The sequence below is a fragment of the Actinomadura rupiterrae genome (assembly GCF_024172125.1).
Lineage (GTDB): Bacteria > Actinomycetota > Actinomycetes > Streptosporangiales > Streptosporangiaceae > Spirillospora > Spirillospora rupiterrae.
In genome coordinates this window covers 39,646-52,572 of the sequence record NZ_JAMZEA010000011.1, presented here as the reverse complement: position 1 = coordinate 52,572, position 12,927 = coordinate 39,646, and the positions used below count along the sequence as shown (strand labels likewise).

The 12,927-nt window shown below is 72.9% G+C and carries 12 protein-coding genes; 9 read left to right on the top strand and 3 right to left on the bottom strand.

The genetic code is table 11. From position 1 onward, the window contains the following. Positions 1-12 precede the first annotated feature (12 nt). From FHU30_RS34040 to FHU30_RS34030, 3 genes are read right to left on the bottom strand one after another with little or no spacing between them, the layout of a single operon-like run. On the bottom strand, positions 13-645 hold the full coding sequence (locus FHU30_RS34040) for a hypothetical protein (protein WP_253881643.1): 633 nt from the start codon (positions 643-645) through the stop codon (positions 13-15). Beyond that, complete coding sequence (locus FHU30_RS34035; protein WP_253881642.1) at positions 642-1,154, bottom strand: hypothetical protein; 513 nt, start codon at positions 1,152-1,154, stop codon at positions 642-644. The genes FHU30_RS34040 and FHU30_RS34035 overlap by 4 nt, the downstream gene beginning before the upstream one ends. Beyond that, on the bottom strand, positions 1,151-2,179 hold the full coding sequence (locus tag FHU30_RS34030; protein WP_253881641.1) for a hypothetical protein: 1,029 nt from the start codon (positions 2,177-2,179) through the stop codon (positions 1,151-1,153). Before FHU30_RS34030 ends, FHU30_RS34035 begins: the two co-directional genes overlap by 4 nt. Positions 2,180-2,381: 202 nt before the next feature. Between FHU30_RS34030 and FHU30_RS34025 the strand changes: the two genes are divergently transcribed. The 9 genes from FHU30_RS34025 (at position 2,382) to FHU30_RS33985 (ending at position 12,892) form a co-directional block, all read left to right on the top strand. Continuing rightward, positions 2,382-4,019, top strand: a complete 1,638-nt coding sequence (locus FHU30_RS34025) for a hypothetical protein (RefSeq protein WP_253881640.1) — start codon at positions 2,382-2,384, stop codon at positions 4,017-4,019. 24 nt (positions 4,020-4,043) lie between these two features. Further along, positions 4,044-4,301: a hypothetical protein gene (locus tag FHU30_RS34020; protein ID WP_253881639.1), complete on the top strand. Its 258-nt coding sequence runs from the start codon at positions 4,044-4,046 to the stop codon at positions 4,299-4,301. A 103-nt stretch (positions 4,302-4,404) separates the two neighbouring features. Beyond that, positions 4,405-5,205: an AfsR/SARP family transcriptional regulator gene (locus FHU30_RS34015; protein WP_253881638.1), complete on the top strand. Its 801-nt coding sequence runs from the start codon at positions 4,405-4,407 to the stop codon at positions 5,203-5,205. Between the two features lie 195 nt (positions 5,206-5,400). Continuing rightward, positions 5,401-6,345, top strand: a complete 945-nt coding sequence (locus FHU30_RS34010; protein ID WP_253881637.1) for a sulfotransferase domain-containing protein — start codon at positions 5,401-5,403, stop codon at positions 6,343-6,345. A gap of 259 nt (positions 6,346-6,604) precedes the next feature. Then, positions 6,605-7,414 carry a hypothetical protein gene (locus FHU30_RS34005; protein WP_253881636.1) on the top strand — a complete coding sequence of 270 codons (810 nt, stop codon included), beginning with the start codon at positions 6,605-6,607 and terminating at the stop codon, positions 7,412-7,414. A 219-nt stretch (positions 7,415-7,633) separates the two neighbouring features. Next, positions 7,634-8,776, top strand: a complete 1,143-nt coding sequence (locus FHU30_RS34000) for a glycoside hydrolase family 3 N-terminal domain-containing protein (RefSeq protein ID WP_253881635.1) — start codon at positions 7,634-7,636, stop codon at positions 8,774-8,776. 61 nt (positions 8,777-8,837) lie between these two features. Beyond that, the gene (locus FHU30_RS33995) at positions 8,838-9,593 is read left to right on the top strand and encodes an SIR2 family NAD-dependent protein deacylase (RefSeq protein ID WP_253881634.1); all 756 of its coding nucleotides are present in this window, start codon (positions 8,838-8,840) and stop codon (positions 9,591-9,593) included. Positions 9,594-9,692: 99 nt separating this feature from the next. Further along, complete coding sequence (locus FHU30_RS33990) at positions 9,693-10,049, top strand: hypothetical protein (RefSeq protein ID WP_253881633.1); 357 nt, start codon at positions 9,693-9,695, stop codon at positions 10,047-10,049. Then, entirely contained in the window at positions 10,046-12,892 is a 2,847-nt protein-coding gene (locus FHU30_RS33985; RefSeq protein ID WP_253881632.1) for a tetratricopeptide repeat protein, read from the top strand. Before FHU30_RS33990 ends, FHU30_RS33985 begins: the two co-directional genes overlap by 4 nt. The last annotated feature ends 35 nt before the right edge of the window (positions 12,893-12,927 follow it).

The following is a 12,927-nucleotide window of genomic DNA, read 5'->3' as shown; positions in this document are numbered from 1 at the left end:
GCCTCCGCCCGGTCACGACGGCCGGCCGCCGAGGCCGCCGGTCGCCAGCAACGCGATCATGATCAGCATGGTCGGGTCCATCCCGGCGCCCTGACCCGAGCCGGCGCCCGGGCCGCCACCGCCGCCCAGCCCGCCGCCGCTCATCCCCATGACCAGCACGAGCGGCAGCAGCATGTCGGTGCCGCCGCCCGGGACCAGGACCCGGCCGTCGTCGCCGATCTCGGAGATCCGCCTGGACGGCGGCGCCATCAGCATCGGCAGCAGCGCCAGCATCGGGATCTGGCCCTGCAGGTCCTGCTCGCGCCGCCGGGTGGCGCTGCGCAGCCGGCCGACGTCGTCGCCGATCCCGATCGCCTTGGTGTCGACGGCCCGGATCGCCCGCGCCAGCGCCACCCGCTGGGCCTCCAGCCGCGCCTCCAGCACGCCGGAGGTCACCGCGGCCCGGCCGCCGGGGCCCGCACCGCCGTAACCCGGCGGCCCGTAGGAGGACGGCCGCGGCGCGGGGACCCTCCGCCGGTAGCCGCGGCGCGGCGCCCGTTCCTCGTAGCCCTCGTCGAGCGCCTCGTCGGCCTCGTCCGCCTCGTAGGGCAGGTACGCCTCGTCGGCCTCGTCGACGGCCTCGTCCGCCTCGGTGAACACGGTCATGTCCGGGCCTCCTTCGCCGGATCGGGATCGGGTGCCGGCCGGGCCCGCGCCGCCGCGGCCCGCACGAACCGGCCGTGGGCCGGTGCGAGGTAGCGGCGGTAGGCCCAGCGTTCGGGGGGATGCCATCCGGGACGGCCGCGTCCGGCGCAGACCGGGCAGCCGGGGTCCTCGCCCCAGCACAGGTAGCAGGACCCGGCCGCGGCGGCCAGCGCGTCATTGCGGCGCCGCAGGTCGTCCAGCTCGGCCCGGAAGCTCACCAGCAGGTCGTTGGCCTCGCGCAGGGACGCCTCCACCCGCGCCGCCTCGGCGATGACGGTCGCGATCGCCTCGTCGGGGTCGCCGTCCTGGGCGGACGGGCGGTCCGCGCGCCGGTCCTGCGGCGGGTGCTGCGGCGGGTTCCGGGGAGGGTTCTGGGCCTGGAGGACGTCCAGGACCATCGCGAGCCGCGGGTCCTGCTCGCGCAGGGAACCCATCAGCTCCTCCAGCGAGGGCAGGCCCGGCGCCGTCACGAGCCCACCACCCGGGCCAGCTCGTACCAGGCGGCGGTCTCCAGCTCGCTCGCGGCGATGTCCTCCGCCGCCTCCCAGTCACGGCGCCGGTACCGGCGGGCACGGCCGCGCGTCCTCCGAGAGCGCACGGGCCCGCGCCGAACGGGAGACCGGGGCCGCTCGCCCCAGCTAGCGGGCGCGGCCGGTTCTGTCGGTTCTGTCGGTTCTGTCGGGGTGGACGGCTCGCCGGGCTCGACCGGCTCCGGCCCTTCCGGCCGCTCCGGAAGCCCAGCCGGCCCGGCCGGGCCCGGCCCGAAGAGCGGGTCGGACGGCGGGTCGGTCACTCTCAGGAGCTGGAGCAGGGCGCGGGCGCGGTCCTCCGGATTGCCGGGGTCGGCGCCCGGGTCGGCCGACAGGTAGAACTCCGCCGCGGGCAGGGCCTGCGCCGCGGCGAACTCGGCGCTCGCCTGGGTGGCCAGCGCGCCCAGCAGGTTGCTGAACGCCGCGGCCGGCACCGGAGTCGTCCCGCCCACCGTGACGTTCCCCCGGCCCGCGCCGCCCAGCACCATCTGCCCGATCGCCCTGATCGTCTCAGGCCGGGCGAGCACTGCCAGCAGCCGGGCGGCCGCGTCCCCGGACGGTGCGGGACCGGGCGTCGGCGCCGCGATGGCAGCGGCCACCGGGACAACGGTCCCCGCCCCCGCGACCGGTGGAGCCGCGGCGACCGCGGCCGGTGGAGGCGCCGCGGGTGTCCCGGTGAGCGTGCCCAGCAGGCCGGGCAGTGCCCCGGCCACCAGGCCGCCGACCGGTCCGCCGACGAGCGTGCCCGCCGCCTGGACGACACCGGGGTTCTGGGCGAGGAACCTGCCGACCTGCCCGGCGGCGTTGCCGAGGGTGCTGAGCCAGTTCTCGGCGTCCTCGGCCGAGGTCCCGGTCAGCTGCGGCAGCAGCGACTCCAGCGCGGAGTCGGGGAGGCCCGCGTACTCGCTGCGCAGGGCCTCCCGCAGGTAGGGGTACCTCGGGCCGGCGTTCGGCGACGCATCCATGACGAACTCCTGAAGCAGGGCGGACTCCTGAAGAACGCGTGCCCGCAGTGTGCGACGCCGGGCGTCCCCCGACCGTCGCCGCACCGTCGCCGGGACGTCTCGCGCGCGTCCGGTCCCGCCGGTCGCGACGTCCCGGTGACGGTGGCGCGACACCTCGCGTCCCAGGCTGGACGGGACGACCCCACGGCAGCGCGGAGGAGACATGACCGAGGACGAGGGCCTGCGGCTCATCGGCGAGCCGGTCGGCCCGGACGACAAGCTCATCGGCGAACTCGCCGCCACGCTGCCGCGGCACCCGGAGCTGGAGCGCGTGCTGCGCGGCGCGCCCGCCCGGGTGCTGGCGTTCCGGCCCGTCGACGAGGCGGCCAAGAGCGCCGAACCCGAACGGTTCGGCGCGTTCCACGCGGTCGTGTACGACTACCTGCGCGAGCGCACCCTGTCGGTGAGCGGCCCGCTCGCGGCGGCCGACCCCGGCTCCCCCGGGCCGCTGGAGATCTCCGACTCGGCCGACCAGCCCCTGCCGAGCCGGGCCGAGTTCCAGGCCGCCGTGGACATCCTGCGCACCGACGAGTCCCTGCGCGCCGACCTCGACACCCGGGACTGGGCGGTGTTCCGGCCGATGCCGCCCGTGGTGCCCTATACGGGACCCGACGGCCATCCCGAACGCGTACTTGGCATCGGCCTGCTCGCCCCCGACCGCGAGCGCAGCCGGGTGGTGGCCGTCCACATGGCCAAGCGGCGCGTCCTGCACGAGCTGGAGGAACGCCTGCCCTTCGCCAGCCGCGGATGCGAACCGGCGCGGCCCGACGACTCCTGCAGCCCGACCGGAAGCGCAGGGCAGCTGCGGCTGCGCGTCACCCGCGGCGGCGAGACGCTGTGGGAGCTGCTGGTGGTCCGCCCGGCCGCCTCGTCCGGCACCCAGGGGTCCGGCATCGAGCTGCGCAACGTCCGCTACCGCGGCAAGAGCGTGCTGTATCGCGCGCACGTGCCGATCCTCAACATCGAGTACGAGCCGCAGACCGCGCTCAACTGCGGCCCGACCTACCGGGACTGGCAGAACTCCGAGGCCTGCTTCGAGGCGAACGGCGACGACTGGATCCCCGGCTTCCGGCACTGCACCGCCCCGGCCCTGACCATCCTGGACACCGGACGCGACTCGGGGAACTTCCGCGGCGTCGCCGCCTACGTCCTGGGCGACGAGGTCGTGCTGGTCAGCGAGCTGCAGGCGGGCTGGTACCGCTACATCAGCCAGTGGCGGCTGCGCGCCGACGGGACCATCCGCCCCCGGTTCGGGTTCGCCGCGACCGACAACCCCTGCACCTGCCGCCCGCACCGGCACCACGTCTACTGGCGGCTCGACTTCGACGTGCACTCCCCGTCCCGCAACGTCGTGGAGGAGTACAACGACCCGCCGATCATGCCGGACGGCGCGCATTGGCACACCAAGCGCTACGAGATCCGCAGGCCCAACGACCCGCTCCGGAACCGCCGCTGGCGGGTCCGCAACACCGGCAGCGGCGCGTCCTACACGCTGGTCCCGGGACCGGACGCCGGTGTCGCCGACTCCTACGGCGTGGGCGACCTGTGGGTGCTCCGCTACAAACCCGCCACCTCGGCGGTCCCCGGCTCCGGCGAACTGGACGACGGGCAGGGCTTCACCACCCGGCCGCAGCTGTCGCGCGCCGGTCTCGACGCCTTCCTCACCCCGCCCGAAGCGCTCTTCGACCTGAACGGCGACCCGGTGGACGTGGTGCTCTGGTACACCGAGCACTTCCACCACGACGCCGCGCACGCCGGCGGCGCGGTCGTGGGCCCGGACCTGGTCCCCGGGAACTGGTGAACCGCCATCCCCACTCCCGAGGGGGTGCCGTCCACCCTGGTGCTGCGCGCGTCCCGGCACGGCGGGACGCTGGTCGTCCGCGGGATCTTCGTCACCGAGCAGGGCGTGAGCGCGGTGCGCACCTGGCGGTCGGCGGCCGAGATGCTGCCGGACCTGGACACCTGGCTGCGGCTGGTCGGCACCGGCAGCGGCACCGGCACCGGCACCGGCACCGGCACCGGCACCGGCAGCGGCACCGGCACCGGCAGCGGCACCGGCACCGGCACCGGCACCGACCAGTGACGTCCTGGTGACGCCGCGGTGACGGGCATAAGGTAAGCAGAAGGTAAATCCGGCTAGCCGTCTGAGCTCCCGCCTCTTGCCCCGGCTCGACACGGAGGCCGCCATGGCCGACAGGGAGTACACGGTCGCAGTGCTCGGCCCGCTGAGCGTGCGACGGCACGGAAGCACGGTCGAACTGCCCGAGGGGCCGCGCCGCCTGACCGGGCTGCTGAGCTGCCGAGGGCCGCAGCCGCGCGGCGCGGTCGCCGAGGCGCTCTGGCCCGGGCTTCCCGAGGGCCGCGCCCGGGCGAACCTGCGCTCGGCGCTGTGGCGGATCCAGAAGCGCTGCCCGCTGCTGATCGGCGGCGCAGGGCAGGAACTGCGGCTGGCCGAGTCCGTCGAACTCGATCTGACCGTCGCCGGCACCCTGGCCTACTCGATCCTGCAGCACGCCCGCACGCCCGACCAGAACCGCCCGTGCGCGACACCGGTCTGGGCCGTGCTCACCCGCGACGTCCTGCCGGACTGGTTCGACGAGTGGGCGCTGGTCGAACGCGAAAGGTTCCGGCAGCTGCGGCTGCACGCCCTCGAACAGCTCGCCTCGCTCTACAACCGCCAGCGGCGCTTCGGCCCGGCGATCGACGTCGCCACCCACGCCGTCCAGGCCGACCCGCTGCGCGAGAGCGCCCACCGCATGCTCATCGCCGCCCACCAGGGCGAGGGCAACCACGTCGAGGCCCGCCGGGCCTACGAGCGCTGCCGCCGGCTGCTCGGGCGCGAGCTCGGCCTGGAGCCGACCCCGCAACTGCTGGCGCTCATCACCCCGTCCCTCAAGGCCGGCGGCGCACACCAACCGCGCCCCGCCCCCTCGCCCCAGCACCACGCCCGGGGCCTGGCCCGCGCCAGCGCCCCCGGCGGACGCTAGCGACCCCACCGCCCCGAGATCGTCACCAAAACACCTCGCATCCCGGTCCGAAAACCCCGGCCGGATTGACACCCTTCCCGCGAGGCGATCACCCGCCCCGCGAAACCACCCCGCTCCAACTCCACGCGATCACCGGCAACGGCGACTTTCACGGGACGGTTGACGGGTCGCTCCGGGGGCTGTCAATCTCGCGGGATGGGCTTGGAGCGCGTTCGCTACCAGACCTCCTTCACCGACTCGGCTCGCTGGGATGGGCTGGTGTTCCGTCCCGGCGACATCGTGATCAGCACCCCGGCCAAGTGCGGCACGACCTGGCTGCAGATGATCTGCGCCCTGGAGATCTTCCAGACCGCGGCCTTCGACCGGCCGCTCGACCAGATCTCGCCGTGGCTGGACGTCCTGCTGCGCCCGCTCCCCGAAGTGCTGGCCGACCTGGAGGCGCAGACGCACCGGCGATTCATCAAGACCCATACGCCCCTGGACGGATTGCCCTTCGACGAGCGGGTCACCTACCTGTGCGCAAGCCGCGATCCGCGGGATGTGGCCGTGTCTCTGGACAGCCATGCCGGCAACACCGACCGGGCGGTGTCGCTGGCATTGCGGGAGGACGCCGTGGGCACCGCCGTCCTCAACGAGTTGCTGGCCGGCGCTCCCTCCCCGCCGAGCGGGACCGCGCGCGAGCGTTTCTGGGCCTGGGTCAATCCGGCCGCGCCCGGAAAGGCGGTGTCCGACCTGGAGATCGTGCTGCACCATCTGGACACGTTCTGGCAGGTGCGTGACCAGCCGAACATCGTGCTGCTGCGCTACGAGGACTTGTTGGAGGACCTCGAAGGGCAGATGCGCTACCTAGCGGCCCGGCTCGGCATCGCCGTTCCCGAGGAAGCCTGGCCGGACCTGGTCCAGGCCGCCACATTCCAGGGCATGAAGAGCCGGGCTAGCGAACTCGCGCCCGAAGCCAGCCATAACGGCTTCTACCACGACCCCAGCCAGTTCTTCCACAGCGGATCGACCGGCCAATGGCGGCAGATCCTCGGCGAGGAGGACCTTCCCCGGTACGCCGCCCGAGTCGCCCAATGCGCACCAGCAGACCTAGCAGCCTGGATCCATCGACCCGCACTACCGACGCCAAGCAACTTCTAAGCACTCGCCTTTGAACCGAGTCCTTCGCGATTAGCGAGTTCCCAACGCGCAGGGTTGCGGGCGGCGAACCATAAGGCGACCTCTCCTGGTGCTGTGCGTGCGGATGACCTCGGACCAGGTTGCCTGAGCGGGGCTGCCGCTGCATTTGCTTGCGTCTGGTGGGCACCCCTATCGGAAGCCGCTCGGGCGCTGCGCCGACCGTGGGACGGACGTCCGGAACCGGCGCGGATGCCAGACCGAGGATAGGAGGAGAGTGACGATGTTAGAGCGGGGCGAGATCAGCGCGGTGGTGGCGTTGCTGGAGGGACTGGCAGCCCAGCATCCCGACGCCGCGTTGAGCACGGTGGCTGCCAGGGCCGCGGCGACTCTGCAGGAGCGGTTGGCGGCCGGTGAGACAGCCACGCCCGGCTCCCGCCCTGAGCCGGACCTCGACCACGACCCGAATGCCGGCCCCGACGCGGTGGCGGTCGCTGCGGCTGAGCGGCGTCGGCGGGCCGGCCAAGCACGCGACCTCGCCGCGCAGGCACGCGACGACGCGGCAGAGGAGCGGGACAGATGGGCGTCGGCGCGTGCCGCGCGTGCCGTCGCTTCGGCGTGTTCGGCCCGAGCCGACGCCGAGCGGATGGCCGAGCTGCTCCGCCTTGCCGAGCTGCGCGACGACCGCGCCGCCCAGCAGCCCGCCGGGCAGCGCACCCCGCAGCAGCAGCGCTCCGATGAGGCGGACCGCGCCTCCAACCGCGTGGACCGCGCCGCGCTGCGCGGATTCCTGCTCGCGCTGCAGGCCGACCAGGAGGCCGACCGCAGCGAGCGGCACGCCAACGCGCGCAACCGGTTCGCCGCAGGCAGGGACCGGGCCGCGGCCCGAAGCGACCGGCAGGCGGCGCGGCACGACCGCGACCAGACCCTCATCGACGTCGAGCACCTGGCGGCGCGGTACGGCTCGACCAGGCAGCACATCATCGAGCTCATCGCGATCATCGAGCAGGGCCTGCGCCCCGAGGGAGCCGACCCGGTCGCGTCCGCCGAACTGGACGCCGCCGCCCGCGAGGCCACGCCGGAACCCGAGTAGGCGTCGCGTCGGCACGGGCCGCCCTTCTCTCCCGGCGTGAGCCCGAGGTAGGCGGCGGCCACCAGCTAGGTCGCAGGGGCGGGTTTGCTTCGGGGCTGGTACGCGGGGGGCGGGGCGTGCATTGTGGGGAGGCTGACCGGAATCGGCGGAGGGCGTGGATCGTGCCATCTGCCCCGGCCTGGCGGCGTGGTATCCCGCTCCAAGCAAGGGAGGCTGGTCATGACCGAGCCGGTGACGGGCGACGCAGGGGCCTCGGGTCCGGAGCCCACGCGCAGGCAGGCGCTGGCCTCCATGGCCGGGATCGGCATGGCCGGGCTGGTCGGCGTGCCGGCGCTCCCCCGGCCGCGGTCTGCGGCGGCGTTGAGCGATCTGCAGTTGGCGGGGCAGCGGGTCATCTCGTCCTATCCCGGGCTGACGCCGCCGCAGAGCCTGTTCGATGACATCACCGCCGGACAGACCAGCGGAGTGATCTTCTTCGGGGAGAACATCTCCAGCGACGCGCAGATCGCCGGGGTGGTCAGCCAGCTGCGCCAAGCGCAGGCGCGCAGCCCGATCGGTGTCCCGCTGCTGCTGATGACCGACCAGGAAGGCGGGCTGGTCCGCCGGCTGCCCGGCGAACCGGTCCTGTCGGAGAAGCAGGTCGGCGCGTCCAGCGATCCGGTCGGCGCCGCCACCAGCGCGGGGACGAGCGCGGGCCAGAACCTGGCCGGGGTCGGCATGAACGTCAATCTGGCGCCGGTGCTGGACGTGTACTACAAGTCCGGCAACTTCATCGACCAGTACCAGCGGTCCTACAGCCACGACCCGGCGGTCTGCGCCGAGTGCGGGCAGGCGTTCATCACCGCCCAGCAGGCCACCGGGGTCGCCGCCACTGCCAAGCACTTTCCCGGCCTCGGGTCGGCCACCAGGAGCCAGAACACCGACCTCGGGCCGGTAACGCTGAACGTGACGCTGTCGCAATTGCACAGCATCGACGAGGTCCCCTACCCGTCCGCCATCCGCGCGGGTGTCAAGCTGGTCATGCTGTCGTGGGCCGTCTATCCGGCGCTCGATCGGCGCCTGCCCGCCGGACTCTCCCCGACCGTCATCGGGGAACTGCGTGGCCGCAACGCTTTCACCGGCGTGACCATCACCGACGCGTTGGAGGCCGGCGCCCTCAACGCGTTCGGCACCACCGGCCAGAAGGCGGTGACCGCGGCCGGCGCGGGCATGGACCTGCTGCTGTGCTCGGCCCGCGACATCACCCAGGCGAGATCCGCGACGTCCGCGCTGGCGACCGCGCTCGGCAACGGCCAGCTCGACCCGACCGCCTTCAACGCCGCCGTCAACCGCGTCACCGCGCTCCGCGCCACCCTGTCCTGACCAGCCCACCGGCCTCGAAAATCAGTCGCGGACGACGTTGCGTCGGCTTTACCGTCGCGGCATGGATCTTCCCGACTGGTCGCGTGGTGTTTCGCGGGTCGCAGTGCTGACCGGCGCCGGTATCAGCACCGACTCCGGCATCCCCGACTACCGGGGCGCCGACGGCGTGTGGACGAAGAACCCCGAGTTGCTGGGATTGTTCAACCGCAAGGCCTTCTTCGCCGACGCCGACGTACGCCGCCGGTTCTGGGCGGCGCTGTCGGTGCTGGACGGACGCGACGCCGAACCCAACGCCGCCCACCTGGCACTGGCCGAACTGGAGGCGGCCGGCCTGGCGGTGCGGATTCTCACCCAGAACGTGGACGGCCTGCATCAGCGGGCCGGGTCCACGCAGCGCAAGGTGCTCGAACTGCACGGCTCGATGGCCACCACCCACTGCACCCGGTGCGGCAGCGAGACGCTGACCGCGGAGGTTCTCAGCAGGGGCGAGGACGACCCGGCGTGCACTGCGTGCGGCGGGATCCTCCAGCCGTCGATCGTCCTGTTCGGGCAGTTCCTCGACCAAGACCTGCTAGGTAAGGCCGCCAACATCGCCCGCGCCGCGCAGCTGTTCATCGCGATCGGCAGTTCGCTGCTGGTCGAGCCCGCGGCCGGGCTGTGCCGGGTTGCGGTCGAGGCCGGGGCCAGGCTGGTCATCGTCAATCGGGATTCGACGCCGTACGACGACCTTGCCACCGAGGTGATCAGGGAGCCGATCGGTGTCGCGGTCCCGGCGCTCTGCGCGGCCATCGCCGCCTCGCATCGGGTTCTGGACTGATCGCGCACCGGATGGGCTCTGGTCCGGGTGGGGCGGCTGCGGTATAGACAGGCGTAGGCGGAGTCCGCGCGGGTGCTTGGCGGAAGGGATTCGTTCTCCATGGCCACTGACGAACTTCGGGATGCCCTGATCGAGCTTGAGGACGCCATGGGGATCCACCGTCCCATCGGCGCCGCGCAGCTCCCGGACGCGATCCGGTTCCTGCGCGTCCTGACCTCGTTGCGGGATCTGCTGTGTCCGCGGCTCGACGAGCTGGTCAAGGCGGCCGACAGCGATGCCGGGGATCTGGCCGCGGTCCTCACCGACACCATCATCACCGCGGTCGGCAAGGTGCCCGTCCCGGCGGCCACGGTCGCCCGGGCAGTGGTGAGCATCGGGGTCGGACGGTTCTGCGCCAACCCGGCCGTCCTGGTGGAGGTCGGCGTGGCCGTCGAGAACAGCGCGCCGCCGGAATGAGCGGGCCGGCCTCTGATGACTGGGGCCCGTTCATCGACGCGGTCGCGCAGTACCAGAGGCAGTCGGAGCGCGACCGGGTGTTCCTGCGCGATCGCGCGGAGATCGAGCAGCGGCTCACCGATCTGGACGCCTTCCATCGGGCGCTCACCGCGCCTGATGTCACCGCGGACGAGCTGGCGGCGTCGGCGAGCGCGCTGTCGACCGGTTCGGTCGGCGGGACGACGGCGCCGGAGATGGAGCAGCTGCGGCACGACCTGGCGCGGCATCCGATCCGGTTCACCGCGGTCGAGCCACCGTCCTGCGCGGTCCATCTGGCGCGGTCGTTCGCGCGCGTGAGCCGGCTGATGGGCCTGGACGCCCAGCACGAGTTCCTGTTCGCCACCGACGACCGGTACCGTCCGCACGCCTCGGTGCAGCAGTGGTCGGACCGCCGCTACCTGGTGTTGATGGGCCGCTATGTGGTGGAGGACTTCTGGGCGCTGTCGCTCATCCTCGCCCAGCTGGTGGCCCTGGCGGGTGCGGCGTTTCCCGACCTGGACGAGCCGTGGCGGCATCCCGACTTCCCCCAAGCGCTGCTGGACGCGGCCGAGCAGAATCCCTACCTGCATCAGCAGATCGCCTACGGCATGTGCGCGGCGGTCGAGGGCGAGCGCTACCGGATCGGTTTCAGCGCCGCCGACCTCGCACCCGAGCAGAGCGGACGGCTGGTTCCGGCGATGTACGAGATCGCCCACGGGGCGATGGACTTCCTGGTCGGCCATGAGCTGGCGCACGTGTACTGCGGCCACGTCCAGGCGCCCGGACGGGCGGTGCACGACTCGCCCTGGTTCGCCGAGGAGGCGTTCGAGCGGGTCCGGGCGTCCGCCAACGGCGCCGCCACGGTCGAGACCTACCTGCGCGAGTACTGGCCGGCGCACAGCCAGGAGTTGGAAGCCGACCTGTTCGCGATGATGTCGGCCGCCGACATCGGCGCGGCCTTTGCGCAGGATCTGCGGCTGGTCGGCATCCAGTTCGCGGTCGGGCTGCTGTCGTTCCTGGACAGGGCCGACTACCTGACCGAGTTCGGTTACGACCCGGCCGAGGCGGTCGGTCTCGACGGCTACAACCGCGTGCCGGGCCTGGTCGATGTGATGCTGCCGAGGACGACGCATCCGTGGGGGAAGACGCGGGCGACCGCAGTTCCCTCGGAGGTCCGGCTCGTGTACCAGCGGCTCGTCGAACCGGCGGAGCTGGAGCGCAAGGCGCGGCTGATGCAGGCGGTGGGGACGCTGCTGGCCTCGGCGAGCGGGCCGGCGCTCAACGCGATCCGGTGGATCGAGGACCGGCCCGGCGAGTCGCTGGCGCTCGTCCTGCCGGACGACCGGCTGGTCACCCGATACTGGCCGCCGGACGCCACCATCGAGGACGACAAGGTGCGGCAGTTCGAGTCGGTGGCGTCCCGGTTCTACACCGACCTCGCCGATCCGGCGTCCGCGCCGACCGTGCTGCCGCTGCGGCATGCCGTGGAGATGATCCGCCGCGTGGCCGGTCCGGGGCTGCTGGACGGGGCCGAACCATTGTGCCGGGCGTTGGGCTGCCTGGTTCCGGCGATCGAGCAGGCCGCCGCCTACATGAAGCAGCACCAGCTGTCTGCCGCCGACTACCTTGACCTGCTCCCCGCGCCCGGCGACGACGACCCCGCCAAGGTGGTCGCGGCGACCAGCCGGATCAGCCTCGACCAGATCATGGACCAGTACGGGCCGCTTCCCGAGGGCCTGCTGCGCACCCTGTCCTGGTATGCGCCCGACGACATTCCCACCGAGTTGCTGTTCTCCGGTCAGGGTGAGTTGGAGGCGCTCATGCACGCCTCGCTCGCTGGTCTGGAGACCTACGCGCTGCTGGTCCGCAGCGGTGATGCCGTGGCGATCCGTCCCCTGGTCCAGGCCGTCATGCGCGCCGAAGGGCCGACAGAAGGCGGCCAACCGGTCTTCCCTCTCGACTCGACCCGCGAGCTGGCCATCGAGCTCCTTGATTCCTCCCTGCCGCCTTGGTCGGCCCCACGGGGATGGCCCGTTTGGCGCAGGTTCCTCCCCCACATCGACGCGCTCGCCGACCACCTGGCGGCCCAGCCCGCCGACCAGCCCCCGGTGGCGCTGTGGAGCGCGACCGCGAACTACCTGATGGACCAGGGCAGGACGAGCCGCGCGCTCGCCTACCACCGGCGCGCCTGGTCCGAGCAGCAGGACCGCACCGGACCGCACCACCCCGACACCCTGGCCTTGCTGCACAACCTCGGCCAGGCCCACATCGCGGCGGACGACCCGTCCGAGGCGATCCGCATCCTGGACGGCGTCCTGACCGAGCAGGAGAAAGTGATCGGCGCTCGCCATCCCGACGCCTTGACCACGCGCAACAGCCTCGCGTCGGCCTACCTGGCCGCCGGCGAACCGGCGCGCGCGATCCCGCTGTTCGTCCGCACCGTTGCCGACCGGCGCCGCGTGCTGGGCCGTCGCCACCCGGAAACCTTGGGCTCGCAGAACGACCTGGCCACCGCCTACCTCGCGGACGGCGACCCGTCCCGAGCGATCCCGTTGCTCCGGAAGGTCGCCGCGCGCAGCCGCCGCGTCAACGGCCGCGACCATCCCGATGTCGTGATCGCCCGCGGCAACCTGGCCCGCGCCTACTACCTGACCGGACGCCACGCCAAGGCCGTCCCGCTGCTCGAACGGTCGGTGGCCGATCACGAGCGGGTCTTCGGCCCCGACCACCCCAGCACCCAGGACGCTCGCGCCGCGCTGGCCTCCGCCCGCACCCCGCCGACCGGGCCCGAACCGGGCGCCGACCCCGCCGCGCCGTCGCTTTGATTCGTTCCAGGGCGAAAGGTTGGCCGTGCCCCGAG